Below are 25,193 nucleotides of genomic sequence, written 5' to 3' on the forward strand. Positions count from 1 at the left end.
TTGAGCATGAGTAGGAGAAACCTATGGACAAGCGGAGGCTAAGCGTAAACGTGCATATTCCGTATTCGTATAAGTTGATGGTGCCTTATTTATTGCTCGTCCTGCTGACCGATCTCTGGATCGGTTTTTATTCCTATTCCAGCCTGATTCAATCGAGGACGGAGATGGCCGAGACCAACCTTCGGACAAGCCTTCAGCAAACGAGAAGCCAGTTTGAATTTCAAATGGGAGAAATCCAGCGCATCTCCAATTCACTGTTCAAGGATCGCAGCTTCAATCAATCCTTGGAGACGCAAGGGAATTCTCATGAAATTTTTCTTGTGATGCTCGATCGGATCATCCCCTCCTTGGAGTCGCCGCTCCAGCAGTTCGGCAACCGTATCCAACTGGCCATTTATCCGCTGAATCCTGCCATTATGAAAGTCTATGGCAATGATTTACTGCAAAAGCCGATCAAAAACAGCGATTATTTCATCGTCCCCGCGGATGAGGTCAAAAACACCGACTGGTATGCGGCTCTCGTAAGCGGCGGTATGGATGGCCGCTGGGTTCAGATCGAAGCGGATAGAAAGCTGGGAAATATATCTTATGTTCATCGCCTCATCTCCTACCAGGACTATCAGACGGTCATCGGCTATGTTCGGATCGTGATCCGGCTGGATGACCTTCTGAGCAATTTCGATGCCTTTCCCTTGGACCAGGGAATCTCATTAAGTCTTGTGGACGATTCGACCGGGATAACCCTCTACCAGAGAGGCGAGGAAATCCGGAATACCCGCGACACGCCGCTTATCTTGAAAGAGATGATTCCCGGAACGACCTTTTTCATCAAAGTGACGGTCCCCGAAGCATATCTGAATAAAGATTCGCGAGAGCTTCAAAAAAGGATTGCCGCCGTATGCACCGTCAGTTTCCTGATCATGACGGCGATCGGGCTGTTCGTAGCCCGCCTCTCCGGGCGCAATATGCGTCACATCGTGAAACAGATTCATTCCTTTCAACAAGGGGATTTCGGAAAGAGAATCCGGATCTCTGAGAATGACGAGTTTGGACAGATCGCCGAAGCATTCAATGCGATGGCCGGGAATATTCAGGAATTGATCGACAGCGTATATAGGGAAGGGCTTCGCAAAAAACAAGCCGAATTGGAAGCGCTTCAAGCACAGATCAATCCTCATTTTCTGTATAATACGCTTTCCTCCATCATCAGTCTGGCGAATATGGGAGAAATCCCGAAAGTGACGGATATGGTCCGTAAGTTGACGTTATTTTATCGGCTGTCCCTAAATGAAGGCGAAGTCGAGATCGCATTGGAAAAAGAATTGGAACAGGTCAAAGCTTATATTGACATTCAGCGTACGAAATACGAGGACGCGTTCACCGTTTGTTACGACATCGAACCGGACATCCTATCTTGTTCCGTCATTAAGCTGATCCTGCAACCCTTTGTTGAAAATATTTTCAAGCACGCTTGGTTCGGAGAATCAATCGCCGTAGTCATCAGGGGAAGAAGGACCGGGGATCAGATCGAGTTGAAAGTCATCGATAACGGGATTGGCATTCACAGGGGTGTGCAACAGGTGCATGAAGCCGGACAACGTGCGGGAGGTTGCGGGGTAAAAAACGTAGATGAACGAATTAAGCTGAGATACGGCAAGGAATACGGGGTCAGCATCGCGAGCATCTATGGTGCCGGAACAACGGCGCGCATTTTGCTGCCTGCCGTGATTTCTACCAGGGATAATCCGCGACCTGATCATCAAACATGGAAAGGGGAAGAAGAGCATGGCCTTCAGCGTTCTGCTGGTCGACGATGAGAGCATCGATCTGAAGTGGATGAAAGAGCGTATACAGCGCTTTGATCTGCCCTTGCGTGCAGCGTCAGCCGTAACTTCACCTTTCGCCGCTTTGGACGTGCTGCAACGCGAGAGGATCGACATCGTTTTGTCCGATATTCGCATGCCGATTCTTTCCGGAATTGAGTTCGCGCGGAAAGCGAAGGAGATCCTTCCGAACGTAAAGATCGTGTTTATTAGCGGGCACCAAGATTTTGAGAATGCGCGGGAGGCAATCCACATGGGGGCTTCCGGTTATTTGCTCAAGCCGGTGGATGACAGCGAGCTGCGCGACATGTTGAGGAATGTATGCGAGCAAATCGAAAGGGAGCAAGAGGGACAGCGATCGGTATCGGAAGCTCTGTCGCTTGTCAACCGGGAGTTGCTACTACGCTGGTTGAACGAACTCGCTCCGAGTCCGGTGGACTGGCATCTGCGGGGTTTTCTCGACCCGCTGCTGAAGAGCGGGTGCGTCGCGTCGCTGATCGAGATCGACGATCTGGAGTGGAAATTCCGGAAGGAAGAAGAACGCCGAATGCTGGCCTGCAACATAGCGAAATTTGTGGATAAGTTTGCTTCGGACCATCATTTGGGTATGGTTGCCCGGGTCGTCGGAGATCGGTTCCTTGTATTGTCATCCGTCCCGGAGAAGCGATTCATCCTGTTATTGCAGGAACTCATCGCTCAGGTGAATCGAACCTTCAAGGCAACGATAACGGTGGGCATGGGGGATGAGGCGAAAAGCCCCGACCTGCTGCACGCCTCCTATCGCAAGGCGCAAGCTGCGCTGGGCGCAAAGTGGCTGCTGGGCAAGAACCGCCTCGTTCGCGAGTCGCCCGCGCCGAGCTCGGAGCAGGCAGATACGCCGAAATACAATATCACGGCGGAGAAACTGTTGCAGGCCATCTTGGCATACGATCTTGTAACCATAGACGATTGCCTCCTGCAGCTTTTCCAACCGGCTTTCTCCTCATCCCATCGAAATGACGTATACGATCTTATTATCCGGCTGACCTCGAAACTTCATGCCGATTTGCTTCCAATGAACGTAAACTTGTATGAAATTGTCCGATGGGAATCGCATCAGCCTGGGGTGTTGTTTGAATTCGAGACGTTGGAGGATGTATTGTCCTGGTTGAGGAAGAGGTTCTTCGAGTTATCCGAGCTTCTATATCGCAAGAATCAGAACCAGAAACGGAAGCTGATCGATGACGTGATCCGCCATGTGACGGAACAAGGCGATTGCATGCTGACTCTCAAGGAAGTGGCGGACCATTTCAACTTCACTCCGAATTACCTGGGGCAATTGTTCAAGGAGGAGGCCGGCATGCGATTCACCGATTTTCTTCAGGAATGGCGGATGAAAAGAGTTTGCGCTTTGTTGAGAGACCCTTCCATGAAAATATATGAAGTGGCGGATCGAGCGGGATACAAGAACATGATCCATTTCAATCGGCATTTCAAACTATCGTCCGGAATGACGCCGAGCGAGTACAGAAAAAAACACAGGATCTGAGAATGATTTCAAACGAGCCGATGGGGCACCTTCGAGGAGGAGACAGGATGAACGGAAGATTTCACGAAACCTTCGATTGGAACTGGAAGTTTTATCTGGGTGACGCCAAGGGGGCGGAAGAGCCGGATTATAGCGACGGGCTATGGCGCGATTTAAGCGTTCCTCATGATTGGAGCGTGGAGGGCGAGTTTGATGAGAATCATCCGTCAGGCGGGGATGGCGGTTATGTGCAAGCGGGGATTGGCTGGTACCGGAAATCGTTTGCCATACCGGCGGAGTGGCACTCGCGAAAAGTAACGATCATGTTCGACGGAGTATACATGAACAGCGATGTCTGGATCAACGGACGTCATCTTGGCCGGTATCCGTTCGGGTACGTAGGATTTGAATACGACTTGTCACCCTATTTGAACTACGGGGGGAACAATGTGATCGCGGTCCGCGTGGATAATAGCGATCAGCCCAATTCCCGATGGTTTACCGGTTCCGGGATCTACCGGCATACGTGGCTTAAGGCTACCGACAAGCTTCACATCCCGTCATGGGGGGTATACGTCAAGACGCCGGTCATCAACGACGCTAACGCTGCGGTAGAGGTGCAGACGAAAATCGCAAACGAACGCGATCAAGAGGGAAAGGCCACGCTCTTTTCGGAGATTATCGCACCCGACGGCGAGATTGCGGCTGTTCATGAATTGCAATTGGACATGGCTTCCGGTGAAACAAGCGAGATCACCCAATGCCTGCAGGTGACGAAGCCTGCATTGTGGTCCGTCGAAACCCCGGTGCTATATACGTTACGTACGTCGTTGGTTCAGAATGGCGTTGTCCTCGATGAGACGGAGACGGCTTTCGGCATACGCAAGGCCGAGTTCGACAAGGATCGCGGCTTCTTGTTGAACGGCAAGCAAGTGAAAATCAACGGCGTCTGCTTGCACCATGACGGCGGAGCTGTCGGCGCAGCCGTGCCGGAGCGGGTATGGGAGAGACGCTTGGAGATCTTGAAGGCGATGGGCTGCAACGGGATCCGCATGAGCCATAATCCGCCGGCGCCGGAGCTTCTCGAACTTTGCGACAGCATGGGCTTCCTGGTCATGGACGAGGCTTTCGACGAGTGGACGATCACAAAGCACAAGAATCGCAAAGCGGAAGTGCACGGCTACTACGAATATTTCGATGAGTGGTCCGAGCGAGACCTGGTGATGATGCTGCGCCGCGACCGCAATCATCCGTCTATCGTCATCTGGAGCATCGGCAACGAGATTCCGGAACAGAAGGTGCCGGATGGCTGGAAGATTGCCAAGAGGCTCATCGAGATCTGCCGTAGAGAGGATCCCACGCGACCGGTCACCGTCGCTTGCGACAACATCGAGGCGGAACCGATCCCGGCATATCAGGAGTTCTTGGATGTACTCGATGTCGTAGGCTACAACTATGTAAACCGTTGGCGCACCCGTACGGAAACCTACTACGCCGACGACCGCCACCGCTACCCGAACCGCGCGTTGATCGGCAGCGAGAACACGGGCATCGGCGGAGTCAGAGGCGACTACTTATTGGAGTTGCCTGAGAAAACGCGATGGTATGGTACGTACGCGACTCGAATGATTGCTGCCGAACAACTGTGGAAATTTACCCGTATGCACGATTTTGTATCCGGAGATTTCATGTGGACCGGAATCGACTACATCGGAGAAACCAGATGGCCGAATAAGAATGCCAGCTTCGGCGTCATCGACACCTGCGGGTTTCCGAAGGACGGCTACTTTTTCTATCAAAGCCAATGGACAACAAAGCCAATGGCATATGTGTTCCCGCACTGGAATTGGCAGGGGAGGGAAGGCAAGGTCATTCCGGTTCTCTGCTATACGAATTGCGACAAGGCTGAATTGTTCGTCAACGGAAAGTCCTTCGGCGTCAAGGCGTATGAATTCCCGCGTCAAGGAATGTCGAAGGAATGGGCGCATTACGAGAAGACCCCTGTGCACGTCACGACGGCGGATCTTCATTTGTCATGGGATGTGCCCTATGAGGCAGGTGAGTTGAAGCTTGTCGGCTATTCGAGAGACGGCGACGTCATGGTGAAGACGTGCGTGTCGACGACAGGCGCACCGGCAGCGATTGAAGTGATGCCGGACCGCGACGTCATCGATGCCGATGGTCGCGATGTAACCCACTTTGTCGTTCGTGTGGTGGACGCCGCCGGAAGAGTCGTCCCGACATCGGACACAGCGTTAACTTTCCATGTGGAAGGGGATGGCGCGCTGATCGGCGTTGACAGCGGAAAACCAGACAGCCACGAGAGCTACAAATCGAACGTTCGCAAGGCGTTCAATGGGATGGCGCTGGCGATCGTGCAATCGACGCCCAATCCGGGGCAAATCCGGGTGAAGGTTGAAGCAGAAGGTCTTGGTTCGGTTGTCATATATGTATTGACGAAATGATGTGTGGAGGAAATCAAGTAAAGGTCCGGATCGGGGATATTCATCGCTGGCAGCGATGAGGTCAGTGGTTCGATCCCCCTAGGCTCCATATTAACAAAACGGACATCCATCGGATGTCCGTCAGCCTGTTGAGAAACCCTCAACAGGCTATTTTAATCTTCAAATACTTTAACAATTCACCGCGTTAATATGATATAATTAGTTAATACTATGAAGGCGGTGGTTCTTGTGCTTCGTTCCAATTCCAATGTGCAAAACCAGTATGAATTCGTCTGTATTGAAGATCTTGTTCTTCCAAATCATCCTCTTCGTAAAATACAAAAACATATCGACTTTTCATTTATTCTCGATCTCGTCCGCCCCTATTACTGTGAGGATAACGGTCGTCCGTCAGCTGATCCGGTTATGCTCTTTAAAATGCTGTTTATTGGTTATCTTTTCGGAATACGATCGGAGCGGCAACTGGAAATCGAAGTCCACTCCAATAACGCCTATCGCTGGTTCCTTGGCCTTGGCCTGAGAGATCGTGTGCCGGATCATAGTACACTCAGTTATTTCCGTGATCGTCTTCGGGAGGGAGACGTGTTTCAGAACATATTTGACGAAGTGATATGGCTGGCGATCAATCATCGCCTGGTTGCCGGTCGGGTTCTCATCACTGACTCCACTCACTTGAAAGCCAATGCGAACAAGCGGAAGTTCGTCAAAGAGCAGGTTTCGCAAAGCACGAAAGCGTACATGGATGAACTAGATGAGGCGATCAGCGTAGACCGGGAGGCGAATGGAAAAAAGCTCTAAAACCACGAAAGGAGGTGGAAGAACAAAAAGAAATAAAGGTAAGTACAACGGATCCAGATAGCGGCTACATGGTGCGTGACGGCAAGCCGGAAGGTTTTTTCTACCTCGACCACCGAACGGTTGACCATAAATACAACATCATCACAGATGTACATATCACGGCCGGCAACGTTCATGACTCCGTCCCTTATGTGGATCGACTGGATCACATCGTAAAGAAATTCAAATTCGAGAAGTCGCTGGAAGCCGTTGCGTTAGATGCAGGGTATTTCACGTCTTACATATGCAAGAAAATGCAGGAGAAAAGCATTTACGCGGTCATTGGCCGAAGAGCATTCACTCCTGCTAAAGGATTAATCGCCAAGTGGCGGTTTAAATACGACGCTGAGAAGAATGTGTATATATGTCCATAAAAACTCATTAAGTATAGACTTTTTCCATATGCAATAAGGGGGAAAACGAATTCAATTGGCGGTTCGACAACATTCCAGATCTTTAACCAATAAGAGAGGTTCAAAATAAAACCTTGATCGAGTGCTCGTCATTCAATCAAGGTTTTTCTTATGGCCGTAAGCCCTAAGCATTTATATTGACAACATTTTATTTACCTGATACTCTTAATCGTAATTATTACGATTTACATACTGTGATTCGACCGGATCGAATTTACTTGGAGTGAGAACCGAATGAAATTGGTACCTGTATATGTGCTTTCCGGCTTTTTGGGGAGCGGGAAAACGACCTTATTGACATGCATGCTTGATTATCTGAAAAAACAAGGCAAACGCCCGGCAGTCGTTATGAACGAAATTGGAGATGTGAATTTGGACGGAATGCTTGTCGACGATGACGTGCCGATGGCGGAAATGCTCAGCGGCTGCATTTGCTGCACCGTTCGTGAAGACTTAAGCTTGACGTTATTGCAAATTGTCCAACAAGACAAACCGGACGTCATCGTTATTGAATCTACGGGAATTGCGAATCCGATGGAGCTGCTGGAAGGCATTACGAACGCATCGCTCATCGTCGAAATTGATCTCAAGCTCGTAATTACGGTTGTCTCCGCGCCGCACTTTCTTGAACTTGCCCGACGGGAAAAGGGTAAGACCATGCGCCTGATGGAAGAACAAATTCGCTGCGCCGATTTACTTCTTCTGAATAAAACGGATCTTCTGGCGCAAGAGGAAACACGCGATGCAAACGAGAGGTTGAAGGAACTGAACTCCCGGGCCAATCTCGCGGAGACGGTGCGGTGCAGCGTGGATCTAAGCCTGCTCAACGACATGGCAGGATGCGAACATAGTGTGCAGCCGCACAACAAAAGTGAAGAACCGTTGAATAATCATGCCGAACATACCCATCATCATACGCATAGCCATGTGATGGCGTATACGCATCACTTTGATCAGGCCATCGACCACAAAAAATTCGAGAAACTGTTCGGCATGCTGCCTCCTGAAGTATATCGCGCCAAAGGGATTATTCGATTTGCGAAAGATCAGGGGCTGTACTTGTTCCAATACGCTTACCGGGAGTTGGAAATTGTAAAAATAAACCCGCAGCAATCCGTTCAGAACGTGGCTGTTTTCATCGGTGAACATTTTGATAAGGAACAGGTACGCCAAGCTGCGGAACAACTTTTGGATGCCGGATGAGGTGAGAGCGTGTCCGCAGTAAACAATTGGTATGAAATGAGTTTCGGCCAAGACTATCTCGTCGTATATAAACACCGTGATATGCAAGGGGCATTTCAGGAAGTGAACGGAATGGTCCAATGGCTTTCTTTGCCTGAACGCGCAACAGTTTTGGATTTATGCTGCGGCATGGGCAGGCATTCATTAGCGCTGGCGGATCTTGGGTTCCGCGTTACGGGAGTGGATTTATCTCAAGTATTGCTTGACGAGGCGAAGCGGATGGATGAGCGTTCGCGAATAACGTGGATTAAAGGGGACATGCGAAACGTCCCTCTTTCGTTCCAATTCGACGCCATAGTAAATTTGTTCACATCATTCGGATATTTCGAGGAAGACCGGCAAAATAGTAAGGTGCTTCAAGAGCTGGATCGGCTGCTAAGTCCGAACGGTAAATTTATTATTGATTTTCTAAATCCGGATTACGTCGCATCTCACTTGGTGCCGTATTCGGAACGGTTGGCCGATAGTCTGATAATTGAAGAAAAGCGCAGCATAGAAGGCGGTTATGTCAAAAAAAGTATAACGATTAAAGAGAGGGGAAAGCCGGAACGGCGCTACATGGAACAGGTCAAACTATACCGGCTGGAACATTTCCAAACGATGCTCGCACAAACGTCGTTGAGTCTCGATCGGGTATACGGAAATTATAACGGGGAGCCTTACGATGAATCCGTATCCCCCAGGTTGATCTTAGTCGGGCATAAGCAGTAGAGATTGAAGTTGAATCATCTTGCAGCTATGCTTATAATTAGTAAGCATAACGGAGGTGGTAACGCATGGCAAATGATGTTGCCAGAGCTAGTAACGACTCATGCAAAGCCTAATTATTAGAGCGATCCTTTGCATGGGGCGGGACGTTTTATCAAGATCGCCCATCTGAGATTATATCGTTTCTAATAATTGGTTTTGCACCTTATTTTCAATTTTGTACTAAAAATAAGGGGCTGACGTTACATGAACGAACCATTTATTAGAAACCACCAATATAACTTTATTAAGAAGCAAATTGAATATGTGCGGCACGCTTGCGGAACCGTTACCGATCCGAAGATTGTGGAGTCCGTCAGATACGGCGCGGAAGCGAAAATCATGGAGCTGTTTCCGGATGCCGCGGATGTTCAAATGCAATTGTTGGGGAATATATCCGCGCTGCAAACCGTGGAAGACTTTCAGCAGTATCTCTCTTCGGTGGAACCGTATATGACGCAATTTCCGCAAGTAACGGAAAAGCAGATCAGGAAGCTGTTCCACAAAAACAAGAAGCTGGCGATTCCCGAACTGGCAATCGATTATCGTTATGCCACCTACCTCGGTTGGATCGATATATCCGTAAACAAATTGTACATGGTTTATCCTTTGGACGGGCAAATCGTGGGGATCGAAGGGAAGTTTACCCCTACGAACAAAAAAGGCATATGCTTTATATGCAACAGGCATGAAGAAACCGTCTTGTTTACCGCGATATCCAAATCGAGACCGGCCGGCTCTTTGCCGGACTACTACAAAGCGGTCGGCAACTATATGTGCATGGACAGCCGCGAATGCAACAAGAACATTACGGACGTTGCTTCGCTGGAACGATTTATTCGCGATGTTATAGGGTGATGGTGCAAAGAACCTCCAAGACCACTTCAGAGTGGGATTGGAGGTTCTTTAATCTTTGAAAAAATAGGCATGAGCCCGGTTTCTCCTTAAGCTATAGGTCATATGCTGTGGCAAATGCACTACGCTTCATAACTGTGGAATGCGCAACGGAAGACGAGGAGTAAGGATCGTAACCGAACAAGGTTACGGCCTTTTTTTTATCTCTGTGAAACCTTGAAGGCATTCTTACGTTGTATTACATAAAAAATTGAACTTCGGGTTGGAGGTCGCGATTTTATGACATATGAAGATCAAGTAAGAGCGGAGTTGGCGGTGTGGAAAAGAGAGATGACGAAACGCAGCGGTCCGTTCCAGCGCATAGCCAATACGGTTCAAACCAAAGTTAACAGTTTGATTCCCGAGAAGGCGCACGAGATCATCACCGAGAGTATCAAGAAAGTGGTCCAAGCGGCGCTGTTCGGCGCGGAATATACGACGAAGAAGCGGTATGAGCACCGGCGGACGCTCGAACAGATCGATCGACAGGTTCTGGATGCCGTTAACGTTTATAAAAAAGTCGCCGCGGCGGAAGGGGCCGGAACGGGAGCGGGGGGCATTTTGCTCGGATTGGCGGATTTTCCTCTACTTCTCGGAATCAAGATGAGGTTTCTGTTCGAAGCGGCTTCCATATACGGATTCGATACAGACTTGTACGAAGAGAGGTTGTATATTCTGCACGTGTTTCAGCTTGCTTTCTCCAACGACGAGCACCGTATTAAAATGCTTTATATTCTCGAGCATTGGGACGAACGGAAGAGCGAGCTGGTCAATATGGATTGGAAGGTGTTTCAGCAGCAGTACCGCGACTACATCGATTTTGTGAAAATGCTTCAGCTGGTGCCGGGGATCGGTGCGGTGGTCGGGGCTTATGCGAACTATAATTTGCTCGAGCATCTCGGGAAAGTAACGATGAATTCGTATCGTATGCGTGTATTGGGCGGGATCGTTTGAATAAATTTGCAGAGGCCGCTTAGTACCCCCAATAAGCGAGATCAAGCGGCCAAGGACGCCGAGCAGTCTATTCATTGCCCGTCAAAATTGTCGAACAAGCGTTGCGTTTGCGCGGATTAAGCAAAAATAAACCTAATATGAGGGAAATGCCAAGAAAGATTGAAAAATGTCTAACGATACAAAGTTGACCGGATAGAAAAGGTTATTAGGTCAAGGCTTTATTGGTCGATCAGGGCAATTTTGTGTAATAAAAATCTCGACAAACACATACCCGGTTAATGGTTCTGCGACAATAATTTGATCCGTTCCTCTATGAATGAAAAGTTGATCGATGGAAGAGATAGCGATATGTATTGTTGGGTTGCGGTTTATCCAGGAAATGTTCATGATGAGTTGTGTGCTTAGAGAATTAACTGGCTTTTTTGCTTATTCAAGCACTGTTGTGTCGCTCGACCAATAATTAAGCAGACTTGTATCGTGTTTTGGCGACTCAAGTCTGCTTAAAACCATTCTTGATATAACTGGCACCGGTTTCTGCTTTCAAGCTTGTGGTACAGGTTGTTCTTGTTCCTCCCATTCACGAGAGATGTCTCTGATTTTTCGATTAGCACTTACTAATTGATCTAAAATCCTGTTGAATTCACTTAATGTATCCTCCAAGGTTCGTTTTGGATCAACAAAATGTATGATCTTATACCCTGCAAGTTGTCCTAAAATCTCTCTTGGAAACTCTTCACTCCAAGGTTCTTCTCTTTCACTAGGTGACCCAAGTACAGCTTCACCATTTACTCCATAGGTATGAGGTTTGCTTTCATATAAAATGTTTCCTTCTTCATCTGTTAAGAGAACAACCACCGTACCATGAAATCCACGTAGTGCCTCTTTTGTGCGAGTTTTGGTAACTGCGTCAATACGCCCTGTATCAGAAATTGTAATGCGTGTTCTCATTTTTCTACTGTTTCCAAGTTTATCTTCTTGTTGGCCACTGATTGGGAAACGAAATACTGCTCGCTCGACAAACCAGATTTCATCACTTATCGCTGGGTTACGGTTGTTATTCACTGTCATCTTTACTTCTGGTCCAGTACCGTTGTCCGTATTTAGGAATCGGTTTTCCCGTGTCCGCAGGAGGATAGGGTCATTATGTTGCACTATACCGTTGCCAGCTAATCGTTCGACAAACCAGATTTCATCACTTATCGCTGGGTTACGGTTGTTATTCACTGTCATCTTTACTTCTGGTCCAGTACCGTTGTCCGTATTTAGGAATCGGTTTTCCCGTGTCCGCAGGAGGATAGGGTCATTATGTTGCACTATACCGTTGCCAGCTAATCGTTCGACAAACCAGATTTCATCACTTATCGCTGGGTTACGGTTGTTATTCACTGTCATCTTTACTTCTGGTCCAGTACCGTTGTCCGTATTTAGGAATCGGTTTTCCCGTGTCCGCAGGAGGATAGGGTCATTATGTTGCACTATACCGTTGCCAGCTAATCGTTCGACAAACCAGATTTCATCACTTATCGCTGGGTTACGGTTGTTATTCACTGTCATCTTTACTTCTGGTCCAGTACCGTTGTCCGTATTTAGGAATCGGTTTTCCCGTGTCCGCAGGAGGATAGGGTCATTATGTTGCACTATACCGTTGCCAGCTAATCGTTCGACAAACCAGATTTCATCACTTATCGCTGGGTTACGGTTGTTATTCACTGTCATCTTTACTTCTGGTCCAGTACCGTTGTCCGTATTTAGGAATCGGTTTTCCCGTGTCCGCAGGAGGATAGGGTCATTATGTTGCACTATACCGTTGCCAGCTAATCGTTCGACAAACCAGATTTCATCACTTATCGCTGGGTTACGGTTGTTATTCACTGTCATCTTTACTTCTGGTCCAGTACCGTTGTCCGTATTTAGGAATCGGTTTTCCCGTGTCCGCAGGAGGATAGGGTCATTATGTTGCACTACACCGTCGCCAGCTAATCGTTCGACAAACCAGACTTCATCACTTATCGCTGGGTTACGGTTGTTATTCACTGTCATCTTTACTTCTGGTCCAATACCGTTGTCCGTATTTAGGAATCGGTTTTCCCGTGTCCGCAGGAGGATAGGGTCATTATGTTGAATATTCCTCATAATGCTTCGCTCCTTATGTGAAGTATTGGGCAAACACTGATATTATTCCAACCACCCTTCCGAAATTATGCATGGTTATATTGAGGTATCAAGTTAGCTTGGCTGCGATGATACCAGCAGCCTGCATATGATCGGAACACGTCTTGAATGAGGGGGAGCGACGAGCTCCGCTACTGTGACCGGAATAAAGCGTGTCGAAGAAACGGTATCTAACGATGCGATTTTTTGAGTTTCCGCGTCCAATATTTCAATTGTTCCAAGGTGAATTGATTGGCGCTGCACTATGCTGCCATTTTTAGTCCGCAGGCCTTATACGATGCAATTCGTTTCGCCCACTCGTTTTTGGCGGTGTTCTCTTTAGTCATGTTTAGGATGTCTCCATTTTCTCATGAGCTTGGGGCGCTTGAAAGGTGGGGAGTATTTTACGCTTATAGATCAGTTAAATAAGGTCATCTTTGTGTCGCACAACTGGGTGAGGTCATTTTTGTATCGCAGCACAGGTCAACTTTGTGTCGTTAGACAAAAAATATATAAATCCCGTATTCGTGGCATGAATTAATTGATTCTTTGACATGTTTAGACCTTGAAAGCTTCCGGAAACAGAAGAATGAGCCGCCAATTGTACAATGACTAACGCAAGAGCCTGGCTTACGGCCCTGCATAAGTTGTATAACGTCCAGAACATTCCCGATGCCGCACCCTCGTGTTCCCGCGGTGCCGCCGTCAATACGACCTTCGCAAGCGATGGCCAGGACAAACCCGTAGCGGCGGATATAATGCCCAGAGGAATAATTACGGCCATGTTGGACATTTGGTCGTCTAATTGCCCGAGCAAGAGCAGCGAAAGTCCGATGAGAAAGGACCCCAGCAAAATCAAGAGTGCAGGTCCGAATCGGTCCGCCAGCTTGCCTCCCAAGGGTGCGGTAAGAAGTTGGGGTGCTGATAAAGGGATAAACAGCATACCCGCCTCCAAAGGAGTCAGACCCTGCGCTTCTTGTAAATATAATGTCAGCAAAATGGTCACGGAGAAGTAGCCGATACAATAGCTCATCGTTAAGGCGAGGCCGATCGAGTAGTTACGAAATGTTAAAAGTTTCAATTCAAACAATGGATGTCTCGCTTTTAATTCCAGCATCACAAATGCAATCCAGAGCAGCAGGGACAGGGAGAGCAGACCCAGTGTCCGTCCCGACGACCATCCCCAGACTTGCCCCTCGGATAAGACGATCAGCATGGCGGTTAAACCTAGCCCGAATGTCAGAATGCCGGGCCAGTCCGTCTTAGCTTCCTCCTTTAAAGTTTTATTTGAAAGAACAAGAATGCCCGCGAGCAGACCGATCACACCGAAAGGCACCGCCACGAAAAACATTGAACGCCATCCAAACTCCCCGATAAGAGCACCGCCTGTGACCGGACCGAGGAGCGAGCCGGTCACCCATGAAATGTTGTTCACTCCTAGAGCGACTCCAAGCTGATTTGGCGGAAATGCCTGCATAAGAAGCGGGGTTGCCGACGCCATCGCCATTGCTGCGCCGGCGCCTTGAAGGAATCTGTAACCGATTAGCCACTCTACGGAGTTTGCCGTCCCGCACAAAGCCGTCGCAACGGTAAACAAACCGAACCCCCAAACGAATATTCGTTTCGCCCCGAATATATCCGACCATCGACCGGACGGAAGCAAAAAAACAGTACTGGTGATATAGAATGATGTTATGGTCCATAAACCGGCATTCATGGAGGCGTTGAGATCTTCTGCAAGCGAAGGCAGCCCGATGATAACAATGGTAGCGTCGAGATTCGTGATGAACGAAACCATCGTAATGACGACCAACACAACCCACTTATTGCTCCGGACCCGGATCATTCATGGCACCCCCGGCTCCCGGTACAATAGATGCTTGTTTTCGCCGTCCAAGTCGTTCGATTTCGTTAGTAATCATGACATCCTCCTTCCGTTATTAAAGTTAGTATAAATCGCTGCATACCGTGGCGCCGCCGAATAACGGGCATTGATTTTTTTGCTAAGCGCACTTTTAAAAATTACAAATAATATTGACTTCCTCTATGGCTATGAAAGTTCGCAGATCATATAATTTACATAACAAATTTATTCAAATAGATTTAATTGTTACAAGTCGAGAGATGAAGGGGAGGAAGCGCGGACGGGGACAGCAATATTTCCTGCCGCCATCCCCGCCGGTTATCGCAGGGAGATTTTCGCCACCATGGAAGGGGGATATCCTTTCATCCGCTTAAACACGTTGCTGAAGTAGGAGATGTCGTGAAAGCCGCAGCGCTCGGCGACCTCGCTGACCGTAAAATCGCCGGCGGACAGCATCATTTCCGCATTGTTCACGCGAATGAGGTTCAGAAATTCTTTGTACGTGCAATTGTTTATTTCTTTGAACAATTTGCCGAGATAGACCGGGTGCAAGTTGACCAGCTCAGCCAGATCCGCAATGTCGATGTCTTCCGAGTAGTGATCGATTATATAGCTCATGACCTTGTTGATTCTGGCGTCCATGAGCGTGCTTGAGGCTTGCCGGTAAGATATGTTCAGCAAACGGTGGATGATGAGTTGAAACAATCCTCTCGCTTGCATCTTATAGCAAGGTTGCTTGCTCATCCATACGTGCTTGAACTCTTTGATGTAGCCCATCAATTCATTCGTGATATGGTTTTTCGTTACGGTTTCGAAGGGCAGGCAGGTGGAATTGTCCGGAGCGGTCCAGTAGAAGTTGAAAGCATAGCAATGCATGGGGCATTCCTTGAATGTGTGCGCTTGCCGGACGCTGCCCTCCGGAATGTAAATCATGTCTCCGGCTTCGACCGTAAACTTCTCGCCGTTGACAAAATAGTTGGATTTACCTTCCAAAATGAATGTAAGATCGTGAAAATCGATCTTCCCCTCGATAATTTCCCAATCGGGAAAACAACGCCTGTCGACGAACAGTTTTATATCGGGGACAAGATGCTGGTATTTATCAATGTCCATATCCTTTGACCTCCGAACGTTACTATGCAAAATAGTAGCACACTTGATGGAACATGGAGAAGAGAACAAATAATTGGGGAGGAAACAACAGTGAATACAACAAACAACATGAGCCCGCACAACAATGCTTCGAGGGTCAAGACGGGAGCGGCAGACAACGGGTACGAGGCGTGGCTCCGTTACGGCCTTCTGCCGGAACAAATTCGTGACGGATATGCTTCGTGGTGCTCGCAGCTCGTTATCGCTGAACGGTCCGTTGTTATGGAATCGGTCCGCAAGGAGCTTGTTCGGGGACTGTCCTCGATGCTCGGCCGGAAGCCGAGGGTGTCGGACAAGCCGGGCAGGAACGGAACGATTTTAGCGGGAACGTTCGAGTGCGCACAGGTCGCGGCTTTTATCGGAGGTACGGAAATACCCGAGGCGCTTCCGGAAGACGGATTTGTGATAAGAACAGTGGATAACGGTCCGAAGAGCCGCTGCATCGTGTTGGCGTCGCCGACGGACAAAGGGGTGCTTTACGCCGCCTTTCACTTGCTCCGGCTGATCGGGACCGGGCAGGACTTGCACGCATTGTCGGTTGTGGAAAGACCTCGCAACCGGCTCCGCATGATCAATCAATGGGACAATATGGACGGCTCGATCGAGCGCGGATATGCGGGCCGGTCGATCTTTTACCGGAACGGCAAGTTCATCCGGGACAAGAGCAGGTTTCGCGACTATGCCAGGATGCTCGCATCCGTCGGGGTCAACGCGATCGCGATCAATAACGTGAACGTAAACAACGCCGAGACGAAGTTGATTGCTCCGGAGCTGCTGCCGTCGGTTGCAAACGTGGCGGACATCTTTCGGGCGTACGGCATAAAGGTGTATCTCAGCATCAACTTCGCGTCACCGATCCAGATCGGAGCACTTCCGACCGCCGATCCGTTGGATTCGGGCGTGCGGAGGTGGTGGGCGGAAAGAGCGGAGGACATTTACCGGCGCATTCCGGATTTCGGAGGTTTCTTGGTGAAGGCCGATTCTGAATTCCGTCCCGGTCCTTTCACGTACGGCCGTAATCACGCAGACGGCGCAAACATGCTTGCGGAAGCGCTCGAACCGTTCGGTGGCATCGTCGTATGGCGCTGCTTCGTCTATAACTGCCAGCAGGACTGGCGCGACCGCTCGACGGACCGAGCGAGAGCCGCTTATGATCATTTCACCCCGTTGGACGGAACTTTCCGCGACAACGTCATTTTGCAAATCAAGAACGGTCCGATGGATTTCCAGGTGCGGGAGCCTGTGTCTCCGCTGTTCGGCGGCCTGCGTCGGACAAACACCTTGCTTGAGCTGCAAATCACGCAGGAATATACCGGTCAGCAAAGACATCTGTGCTATTTGGTGCCTCAGTGGAAGGAAATCGTCGATTTAGATACGTATGCCGCGGGCGAAGGCACAACGGTTTCTAAGATCGTCGACGGCTCCGTGTTCGGACGTCCGTACGGCGGCTTCGCCGCCGTTTCCAACATCGGCGACGACGCGAATTGGTGCGGGCATGTGCTCGCGCAAGCGAATTTATACGGCTTCGGGCGCCTCGCTTGGAATCCGGAGCTCGCAACGAAGCAAATTACCGACGAGTGGGTCAAGCTTGCTTTCGGAAACGATCCGGAGGTTGCGGCGGCGATCGGCAGGATGCTCCTTTCCTCTTGGGAAATATACGAAAGTTATACGGCTCCGCTCGGCGTCGGCTGGATGGTCAATCCGGGACATCATTACGGACCGAATGTGGACGGGTATGAATACTCCATGTGGGGGACGTATCACTTCGCCGATTGCCATGGCATCGGCGTCGACCGCACGGTTGCGACGGGAACGGGTTTCGCCGGCCAGTACCACGACATACCGGCCGCCCGGTACGAGTCGCTTGAGACGTGTCCGGACGAGCTGCTGCTGTTTTTCCATCATGTCCCCTACACACATAGGCTGCACTCGGGGAAAACCGTCATCCAACACATCTATGACTCCCACTTCGAAGGCGTGGAGCGGGTCGAAGAGCTGAAGCGCACATGGGAGAGCTTGAGGAGCCGCATCGACGAAGGGCGGTTCACCCACGTGCTAGGCCGCTTGGAAGAGCAGGTCGAGCACGCGAAGGAGTGGCGGGATATGATCAATACGTATTTTTACCGGAAATCCGGCATTCCCGACGAGCGGAGCCGGAGGATTTACAGTTAATTGAAGGTGGGTGAACCGTAAGTCATGAAGATTACCGATATCAAGGCGACTACCGTAACTTTGCCGTTGGAAGCCCCGCTGCGACACAGCAACGGCACGCACTGGGGACGCTTCGTCCGGACGGTCGTCGAAGTGGAGACCGATGAAGGCATTTCGGGCTGGGGCGAGATGGGCGGCGGTGGAGAAAGCGCGCAGCTTGCGTTCGAAGGGTTGAAAGCGTATTTGATCGGTCACGATCCGTTCGAGCTTGAGCAGCTCCGATTCAAAATTTGCAACCCGACAGCAAGTCTATACAATAACCGCACGCAGCTGTTGGCCGCGATCGAGTTCGCCTGCCTGGACATTATGGGCAAGAAGCTGGGCGTTCCGGTATATAAGCTGCTTGGCGGGAAATTGCGTGATAGAGTTCGATTTGCAAGCTATTTGTTTTTCCGTTATCCGAACGAGACGACCGGCGAAGGCGAGGTCCGCACCGCAGAGCAACTGATCGCCCATGCGCGCGAGTTGAAAGAGAAATACGGATTCACATCGCATAAGCTAAAAGCCGGCGTCTTCGATATGGCGTATGAGCTGGAATGCTACAAGGAGTTGGCGGCGGCGTTCCCGCAGGACAGCCTGCGGTTCGATCCGAATGCGGCGTACAGCGTTGAACAAAGCGTCGCATTCGCGAAGGCGATCGAAGGGTTGAACAACGACTACCTAGAGGACCCGACGTGGGGATTGAACGGCATGCGCCGCGTGCGGGAGAAGACGCATCTGCCGCTGGCGACCAACACGGTGGTCGTCAATTTCGAGCAGCTGGCGCAAAACATTCTCGATCCTGCCGTCGATGTGATCCTGCTCGATACGACGTTTTGGGGCGGGATTAAGCCTTGTCTGAAGGCGGCGCATGTGTGCGAAACGTTCCAATACAGCGTGGCGGTCCATTCCTCCGGCGAACTGGGCATTCAGTTGGCCACGATGCTGCATCTGGGTGCGGTCATTCCGAACATGCCGTTCGCCATAGACGGCCACTATCACCATTTGACCGACGATATCGTTATCGGCGGCAAATTTCAGTACCGTAACGGGGAGATTGCCGTTCCGGAGCAGCCGGGGTTGGGCGTTAAAGTGGATCGGGACAAGCTGATCTTCTATGCGGAAGAGTACAAGCGGTTGGGCGGATACTTGTATGACCGCGATCCGAAGCGGCCCGATTGGTATCCGATCATCCCGAACGACCGCTGGGCCGATCCGAATGTGTAAGGCGATTGCAGATAGGGGGAAAAGAGTGATGCTGTTACAAGGTAAAGTGGCGATTGTGACGGGGGCAGGCAGAGGAATCGGAGCCGCTATTGCCAGAGGCTATGCGCGCGAAGGAGCTTCGGTCGTTCTTGCAAGCCGCACGATGGAACAGATCGAGGAACAGGCGGAGCGTATCCGGGCCGAATATGGCGCTTCGGTGCTGCCGGTCGCTTGCGACGTGAAGGAAGAGGCGCAAGTGGAAGAGCTGGTGCGAAAGACGGTGGAAGCGTTCGGCAGCATCGACATATTGGCCAACTGTGCGGGAATTACTATGGTGTCCCCTTCGGAAGAGCTGACGCTGGAAAACTGGCATAAATGCTTGAGCATTAACTTGGACGGCACGTTCTTGTGCTGCAAGCACGCCGGCAAACAAATGATCGCGCAAGGGCAAGGCGGCAAGATCGTCAACATTACGTCGATCGTGGCGCACGCCGCGATTCCGCAGCGCGCCGCATATGCGGCAAGCAAGGGCGGAGTCATGCAGTTGACGCAAAACTTGGCGGTGGAATGGGCCAAGCACAACATCCAGGTGAACGCGATCAGCCCGGGCTTTATTCGCACAGAGATTGTCCAAGCTTTGATAGAAAAAGGCGTTCATAAGCCGGCCGTGTTGGAAGCGCGCATTCCGGCGGGCCGTATGGGCGAGACCGAAGATATGATCGGACCCGCGCTGTTCCTGTCGTCATCGATGTCCGATTACGTGACGGGCACAATAATAAAGGCGGACGGCGGCTGGTTGGCGAACGGATACGTGTAATATGAAAGCATCAAACAAAGAACCTCCGATCCGCTCTCGTAGTGGTTTTGGAGGTTCTTTCGTTTCAGTCTAATACATTATTTTCACCGGACAGCCCTTCCCGCGGAAAACGGCCACTTTCGCAGTAATTTGCGAGAGAGCCGTTTTTTCACTTATGGATTGCGTTCCAAATAATGAACCAGCTTGATCCGAGTATCCTGTGACGGCAAGTAAATCATCATTCTGATGTCCGGATCGCTGGGAACTTGCAGAGTCATATGCTCGAATTCCAGACGTCCAAGTATAGGATGCTCCAACTCTATGTTGCCGTCAAGGACATTGCTCCTGAAGCGATCGACACCATTATCCTTTCTCACGCTCATAGCGATCATTATGGCGGTATCTTCGACGAAGAAGACGGGTTTTCTTTTCCTAACGCCAGATATGTTCTTTCGAGAGTGGAGTGGACATTCTGGATGGATCAGCCTGATTTAAGCTCTCTAGCTCTTCCGGAGCTTCTCAAGCAAAGAACGGTGCAATTGGCTCAGAACTGCCTCACTCGCCTTCAACCGAAGCTGAGGCTGATCGAGGACGGAGAAGTCATTTTTCCGGGAATTGCCGCGATTCCTGCAAAAGGAGAGACGCCGGGGCACAGCGCGTTCCTCGTCTGCTCTAAAGGCGATGCGATGCTAGTAGTGGGTGACGCTTGGCCTCATTATAGGCTGACGCCGGAACATCCTGATTGGCTTACCGCCTTCGATCTGGACCCGGAGCAGACCGTTCGCACGCGGCGAACATTGCTCGACCGCGCAGCCGAAGAAAAACTGCTGGTGCTGGCCTATCATTTTCCGTGGCCAAGTCTTGGGCGAATCTTAAGGCGCGGAGCGAATTGGTCATGGGAACCGGTTGAATACAAGTGGCCGGGTCACCCATAAATCTTGAACGACGCAGTCCTTTATATAAACTCAACATTTCCCACAGGCATTCTATATTATAATAACTTCGAGAAATCCAGTAGATTGCCAAGGAGAGATGGGAGAAATGATCAAGGCTATACGTGGCGCAGGAATCGCTTTGCTTGCAGTCTTCTTTGCGGTTTCGTTTTCGAGCTATCCCAATAACGTCCATGCGGAAAACAATGACAGCGGACAAGCCGTATCTTTTCTTTATTTCAATGACGGCCACGAGATCGGTCCCGTGACGGATAAGCTTGGAACCCGGGGCGGAGTTGCCAGAATCAAAACATTGGTAGACAGCTTGAAAGGAGAGAAGATCGTCGCTTTCGGCGGTGATCTCGGAGGAGGCACTTTGTTCGGCGGCGTGTTTAAAGGGTTTCCGATGGTGGAAGCCTTTAACCGGATTCCTGTCGACATAGCCAATTTCGGCCAACACGATTTCGATGCCGGCGCGGCTAACGCATTGGAGTTGGTGAAGGCTTCCCGCTTTCAGTGGATCTCGTCCAATTTGATCGGAAGCGACGGCAAGCCGTTTGCCAATGTGCCGGATTATCTCGTTATCGAGAAGCAAGGCATCCGCATCGGGATGATCGGCCTGACCAGCGCCATGGAAACGACGACAAGAGATGAGGCGGTACAGCAGCAAGATGTCATCGAGTCGGCGAAAAAAGCGGTGGACAAATTGAAGCTGGAAAATACGGATCTGATCATTGCGTTGACCCAAGAGCCGGTATCCGATGACAAGGCTCTGCTGGCGGCCGTTCCTGAAATAAGGGTCGTCTTTACCGAGGAAGAGGCGGAAGATCAATCGTTCGTATACGAAATCGATGACGGCAAGAGATTCGTTTTCTCGCCGCAGGGCAATATGGGCTCAATCATCCGATTGGACATCCGGAAGGATCAAGCCGGGAACGTCAATTTATCCCATGAGATTATGAAAGTCGATGAAACCGTAGCGGAAGACGGAGAGCTCGCCCGGCTGGCCGCACAATACCAACAAAAGCTGGATGAAGAATTGGGCAAAACGGTAGCCGTCATAACCGGAGATTTGCCGTATGGCGACAATCATGAGTCGCGCTTTAAAGAGACCGCAATAGGCAATTGGATCGCCGACGCCTATCGCAATTACTACGGGACCGATATTGCTTTCGCCAACGGTGGAGGCATTCGGGCAAGCGCTAAGAAAGGCAACTTCACCTTAAAGGACGCCAAAGCGATCTTACCCTTCGGCAACAAGATCGTCGTGGCGGAGGTGACCGGGGAGACGGTATTGCAGGCTCTCGAAAACGGTGTATCCGGTGTGGACAGGCTTGCCGGCGGCTTTTTGCAGGTGTCGGGACTTTCCTATACATACGACGCGGACAAGCCGGCCGGAGAACGTATTGCCGAGGCGAACATTAATGCGCAGCCGATCAAGAAAGACGCGGTCTACAAGCTCGCTTTGTCCAACTTCATGTATGCGGGCGGCGATAATTATTCCATGTTTGAGAACGCTCAAACGGTTGTCGGCCCGAACGAGGCGCTGACGGATTTCGAGCTGTTGGCGGCCTATGCTTCTAAACTGAAAACGGTTGACGTACAAACCGAAGGCCGCATCGTTGTCAAAGGCTTCGCCGACGTGACTTCCCGGCATTGGGCGCATGCAGCCGTCAAGGAACTGACGGGCGGCGGCTTGATGAGCGGTGTCGGCGAAGGGCGTTTTGCCCCCAAAATAAGCTTGTCCCGGGGAGAGGTTCAGGCTGCGGCTTCCGGGTTTTTGGATTCGAGCGTTTCGATATGGGAGGAAATCGGCCTCGACGGCACGGATGCAAATGCTCCGGTTTCGCGGGAGGAGCTGGCGCTCGCGGTCAAATGGCTGTACGAAAAGAAAACCGCGAAATCCGTACCTGCCGAAACGAAATCGCCGTTCGAAGATGACACGCAAATATCCGATAAGATGAGGACAGCCGTAGCAGGGCTGTCCAAGCTCGGAATCCTCGAAGGCCGTCCTGACAATAAGTTCATGCCCAAGGAAAACGCGACACGGGCGGAATTCGCCCTCTTGCTGTGGAAGGTTGCAGGTTACTGAAACATTGCAGAAGTCAAAATAATTTTATATTGATCAAAATACCGTTACGGCCGTAGCGGTATTTTTCTTTATAATGACAGACAGTCACGGAATTAGATACAGACGAGGTGGTAGATTCGTGTTATCCGTTAAACGGGGCGCGCTGCAGCGGAAAGAAACGATCGCGGGGCTGCTGTTTGTAAGCCCGATGCTGATCGGTGTGGGCGTCATGGTGCTGTTGCCGATCCTGGCGACCTTATATCTCAGCTTCACGGAATGGAGCTTGATTACCGGCTTCGAAGGCATCAAGTGGGTCGGTCTCGACAACTTTGACAAGCTGTTCAATGACGCCAAATTTATCAAATCGCTGAAGAACAACTTGATTTTCTTGCTTACGGTGCCCGCTTACTTGGCGATTTCGCTGGCGCTTGCCGTAATTATCAATAAGTTCGTATACGCGAAGGATTTCTTTAAAGTGATCTATTTCCTTCCTTACGTTTCCAGCATTGTCGCGGTGGCGACCGTATGGCGGGTGCTGTTCCATCCGTCGCTGGGGCCGGTAAACCAGTTCTTGATGGCCGTCGGGATGGACAATCCGCCGAAATGGATCGCGGACCCGCAATTCGCGCTCGTTTCCCTCATGATGATTTCCGTCTGGACTTCGATCGGCTTCAATATGATTGTCTATTTGGCGGGGCTGCAGTCGATTCCGAAGGATTTGTACGAAGCGGCGGATATCGACGGTGCGAACGGGTGGATCCGCTTTACCCGCATTACGCTGCCGATGTTGTCTCCGACAACCTTTTTCTTGCTCATCACCGGCATTATTTATACCTTCAAGGCGTTCGAATTGATCGCGGTGATGACGCAGGGCGGGCCGGCCGGATCGACGAGCGTCATCGTATGGCACCTGTACGAGACGGCATTCGTTAACTTGAAGGTCGGGTATGCGTCGTCGATGGCGATGATTTTGTTCTTATGCGTATTGGCCATCACGTTCGTGCAGTGGATCGGGCAGAAGAAGTGGGTGAACTATTGATGAACACCAAGATCAGTTTGCGCAAATGTTCCGTCACGTTCATCATGCTGCTGGTGGGAATTTTGTTCGTGCTGCCGTTCGCGTGGATGGTGTCCGCGTCGTTCAAGCTGGAGGGCGAAGTGTTCTCCTATCCGATCCGGTGGATTCCGAGCGAGTGGATCGGCTTCAGCAACTACGGGGAAGTGTGGTTCGGCAAGCATCCGTTTTTGCAGTATTATTGGAATACGATTCAAGTCACCGTATTGACGACCGTGGTCTCCTGCGCCGTGTCCGCGCTCGCAGCGTACGGGTTTTCAAAAATTCATTTTCGGGCGAGCAAATGGCTGTTCTTCATCGTGCTGGCGACGTTCATGGTGCCGCAGCAGGCGATCATCGTGCCGCAGTTTATTTTGTATCGGACGATCGGGCTGTTTGACACCCATCTCGGTCTCATCTTGGTGAACGGCTTCAGCGTACTGGGCACGTTCATGCTGCGCCAGTTTTTCATGGGCGTCCACGACGAATTTATCGAATCCGCGAAGATCGACGGGGCGGGACATCTGCGCATCTTCGCGACGATCGCGCTGCCGCTCGTCAAGCCGGCCGTGGCTACATATGCGATTCTGCGGTTTATATGGACTTGGAACGATTATTTGAATCCGCTTATCTTTTTGCGCAGCGATCCGCTCTTTACCATACAATTGGCGGTGCAAAAGTTTACGACGATCAACGGAGAGTTTTATTCGCTTATCATGGCCGCCGCCGTTTCCGCCATTTTGCCGCTATTGATCATATTTGTAATCGGACAGAAGAGGGTGACCGAAGGAATCGCGGCAGGCGGCGTCAAAGGGTAATGGTTGAAAGAAGTAAAAATAATTGTAACAATAGTCAAATTAAGCGCATGGAGAGAGTTATTTCCGCTGATACAATC

17 protein-coding genes and 1 pseudogene are annotated in these 25,193 nt (G+C 50.4%); 15 read left to right on the forward strand and 3 right to left on the reverse strand.

Annotated features, from left to right (window positions below):
• Positions 1-23 precede the first annotated feature (23 nt).
• The 8 genes and pseudogenes from JET16_RS10925 (at position 24) to JET16_RS10965 (ending at position 10,882) form a co-directional block, all read left to right on the forward strand.
• A complete protein-coding gene (locus JET16_RS10925; protein WP_199615877.1) occupies positions 24-1,817 on the forward strand; it encodes a sensor histidine kinase in 1,794 nt (597 codons plus the stop codon).
• Positions 1,786-3,351, forward strand: a complete 1,566-nt coding sequence (locus JET16_RS10930) for a response regulator (protein WP_199615878.1) — start codon at positions 1,786-1,788, stop codon at positions 3,349-3,351. Before JET16_RS10925 ends, JET16_RS10930 begins: the two co-directional genes overlap by 32 nt.
• 47 nt (positions 3,352-3,398) lie before the next feature.
• Positions 3,399-5,795, forward strand: coding sequence for a glycoside hydrolase family 2 TIM barrel-domain containing protein (locus JET16_RS10935; RefSeq protein WP_199615879.1), 2,397 nt, complete (start codon positions 3,399-3,401; stop codon positions 5,793-5,795).
• A gap of 228 nt (positions 5,796-6,023) precedes the next feature.
• Positions 6,024-7,003 (forward strand): annotated as a pseudogene (locus JET16_RS30070) (IS1182 family transposase); the annotation flags it as partial.
• A gap of 276 nt (positions 7,004-7,279) precedes the next feature.
• Entirely contained in the window at positions 7,280-8,248 is a 969-nt protein-coding gene (locus JET16_RS10950) for a CobW family GTP-binding protein (protein ID WP_199615882.1), read from the forward strand.
• A 36-nt stretch (positions 8,249-8,284) separates the two neighbouring features.
• Positions 8,285-8,998, forward strand: coding sequence for a class I SAM-dependent methyltransferase (locus tag JET16_RS10955; protein WP_199616044.1), 714 nt, complete (start codon positions 8,285-8,287; stop codon positions 8,996-8,998).
• A 243-nt stretch (positions 8,999-9,241) separates the two neighbouring features.
• Entirely contained in the window at positions 9,242-9,892 is a 651-nt protein-coding gene (locus tag JET16_RS10960) for a FusB/FusC family EF-G-binding protein (protein ID WP_199615883.1), read from the forward strand.
• 276 nt (positions 9,893-10,168) lie between these two features.
• Positions 10,169-10,882 carry an EcsC family protein gene (locus JET16_RS10965; RefSeq protein ID WP_199615884.1) on the forward strand — a complete coding sequence of 238 codons (714 nt, stop codon included), beginning with the start codon at positions 10,169-10,171 and terminating at the stop codon, positions 10,880-10,882.
• A gap of 540 nt (positions 10,883-11,422) precedes the next feature.
• On the opposite strand, the gene JET16_RS10970 is transcribed toward JET16_RS10965, so the two are convergent.
• The 3 genes from JET16_RS10970 to JET16_RS10980 all read right to left on the reverse strand — a co-directional run bounded on the left by JET16_RS10970 (position 11,423) and on the right by JET16_RS10980 (position 16,010).
• Positions 11,423-13,015 (reverse strand): fascin domain-containing protein, encoded by a 1,593-nt coding sequence (locus JET16_RS10970; protein ID WP_199615885.1) that lies wholly within the window; start codon positions 13,013-13,015, stop codon positions 11,423-11,425.
• 478 nt (positions 13,016-13,493) lie between these two features.
• A complete protein-coding gene (locus JET16_RS10975) occupies positions 13,494-14,879 on the reverse strand; it encodes a DHA2 family efflux MFS transporter permease subunit (protein WP_199615886.1) in 1,386 nt (461 codons plus the stop codon).
• A 336-nt stretch (positions 14,880-15,215) separates the two neighbouring features.
• Positions 15,216-16,010 (reverse strand): AraC family transcriptional regulator, encoded by a 795-nt coding sequence (locus JET16_RS10980; protein WP_199615887.1) that lies wholly within the window; start codon positions 16,008-16,010, stop codon positions 15,216-15,218.
• A 108-nt stretch (positions 16,011-16,118) separates the two neighbouring features.
• On the opposite strand from JET16_RS10980, the gene JET16_RS10985 reads away from it, so the two are divergent.
• The 7 genes from JET16_RS10985 (at position 16,119) to JET16_RS11015 (ending at position 25,116) form a co-directional block, all read left to right on the forward strand.
• Entirely contained in the window at positions 16,119-18,221 is a 2,103-nt protein-coding gene (locus JET16_RS10985) for an alpha-glucuronidase family glycosyl hydrolase (RefSeq protein WP_199616045.1), read from the forward strand.
• Between the two features lie 24 nt (positions 18,222-18,245).
• The gene (locus JET16_RS10990) at positions 18,246-19,466 is read left to right on the forward strand and encodes an enolase C-terminal domain-like protein (RefSeq protein ID WP_199615888.1); all 1,221 of its coding nucleotides are present in this window, start codon (positions 18,246-18,248) and stop codon (positions 19,464-19,466) included.
• Between the two features lie 28 nt (positions 19,467-19,494).
• Positions 19,495-20,262, forward strand: coding sequence for an SDR family NAD(P)-dependent oxidoreductase (locus JET16_RS10995; RefSeq protein ID WP_199616046.1), 768 nt, complete (start codon positions 19,495-19,497; stop codon positions 20,260-20,262).
• 245 nt (positions 20,263-20,507) lie between these two features.
• Entirely contained in the window at positions 20,508-21,176 is a 669-nt protein-coding gene (locus tag JET16_RS11000; RefSeq protein WP_199615889.1) for an MBL fold metallo-hydrolase, read from the forward strand.
• A 106-nt stretch (positions 21,177-21,282) separates the two neighbouring features.
• On the forward strand, positions 21,283-23,265 hold the full coding sequence (locus tag JET16_RS11005; protein ID WP_199615890.1) for a 5'-nucleotidase C-terminal domain-containing protein: 1,983 nt from the start codon (positions 21,283-21,285) through the stop codon (positions 23,263-23,265).
• 73 nt (positions 23,266-23,338) lie between these two features.
• Positions 23,339-24,283 carry a carbohydrate ABC transporter permease gene (locus JET16_RS11010; RefSeq protein WP_199615891.1) on the forward strand — a complete coding sequence of 315 codons (945 nt, stop codon included), beginning with the start codon at positions 23,339-23,341 and terminating at the stop codon, positions 24,281-24,283.
• Entirely contained in the window at positions 24,283-25,116 is an 834-nt protein-coding gene (locus JET16_RS11015) for a carbohydrate ABC transporter permease (protein ID WP_199615892.1), read from the forward strand. Before JET16_RS11010 ends, JET16_RS11015 begins: the two co-directional genes overlap by 1 nt.
• Positions 25,117-25,193 lie beyond the last annotated feature (77 nt).

Source organism: Paenibacillus alkalitolerans (assembly GCF_016482785.1).
GTDB classification, from domain to species: domain Bacteria; phylum Bacillota; class Bacilli; order Paenibacillales; family YIM-B00363; genus Paenibacillus_AE; species Paenibacillus_AE alkalitolerans.

Coding starts and splice junctions, on each gene's coding strand:
- JET16_RS10990 (WP_199615888.1), top strand. CDS start 18,246: ATGAAGATTACCGATATCAAGGCGACTACCGTAACTTTGCCGTTGGAA.
- JET16_RS10985 (WP_199616045.1), top strand. CDS start 16,119: ATGAGCCCGCACAACAATGCTTCGAGGGTCAAGACGGGAGCGGCAGAC.
- JET16_RS10960 (WP_199615883.1), top strand. CDS start 9,242: ATGAACGAACCATTTATTAGAAACCACCAATATAACTTTATTAAGAAG.
- JET16_RS10970 (WP_199615885.1), bottom strand. CDS start 13,015: ATGAGGAATATTCAACATAATGACCCTATCCTCCTGCGGACACGGGAA.
- JET16_RS10965 (WP_199615884.1), top strand. CDS start 10,169: ATGACATATGAAGATCAAGTAAGAGCGGAGTTGGCGGTGTGGAAAAGA.
- JET16_RS11005 (WP_199615890.1), top strand. CDS start 21,283: ATGATCAAGGCTATACGTGGCGCAGGAATCGCTTTGCTTGCAGTCTTC.
- JET16_RS10950 (WP_199615882.1), top strand. CDS start 7,280: ATGAAATTGGTACCTGTATATGTGCTTTCCGGCTTTTTGGGGAGCGGG.
- JET16_RS11015 (WP_199615892.1), top strand. CDS start 24,283: ATGAACACCAAGATCAGTTTGCGCAAATGTTCCGTCACGTTCATCATG.
- JET16_RS10930 (WP_199615878.1), top strand. CDS start 1,786: ATGGCCTTCAGCGTTCTGCTGGTCGACGATGAGAGCATCGATCTGAAG.
- JET16_RS10955 (WP_199616044.1), top strand. CDS start 8,285: ATGAGTTTCGGCCAAGACTATCTCGTCGTATATAAACACCGTGATATG.
- JET16_RS10975 (WP_199615886.1), bottom strand. CDS start 14,879: ATGATCCGGGTCCGGAGCAATAAGTGGGTTGTGTTGGTCGTCATTACG.
- JET16_RS10980 (WP_199615887.1), bottom strand. CDS start 16,010: ATGGACATTGATAAATACCAGCATCTTGTCCCCGATATAAAACTGTTC.
- JET16_RS10935 (WP_199615879.1), top strand. CDS start 3,399: ATGAACGGAAGATTTCACGAAACCTTCGATTGGAACTGGAAGTTTTAT.
- JET16_RS10925 (WP_199615877.1), top strand. CDS start 24: ATGGACAAGCGGAGGCTAAGCGTAAACGTGCATATTCCGTATTCGTAT.
- JET16_RS10995 (WP_199616046.1), top strand. CDS start 19,495: ATGCTGTTACAAGGTAAAGTGGCGATTGTGACGGGGGCAGGCAGAGGA.
- JET16_RS11010 (WP_199615891.1), top strand. CDS start 23,339: ATGACAGACAGTCACGGAATTAGATACAGACGAGGTGGTAGATTCGTG.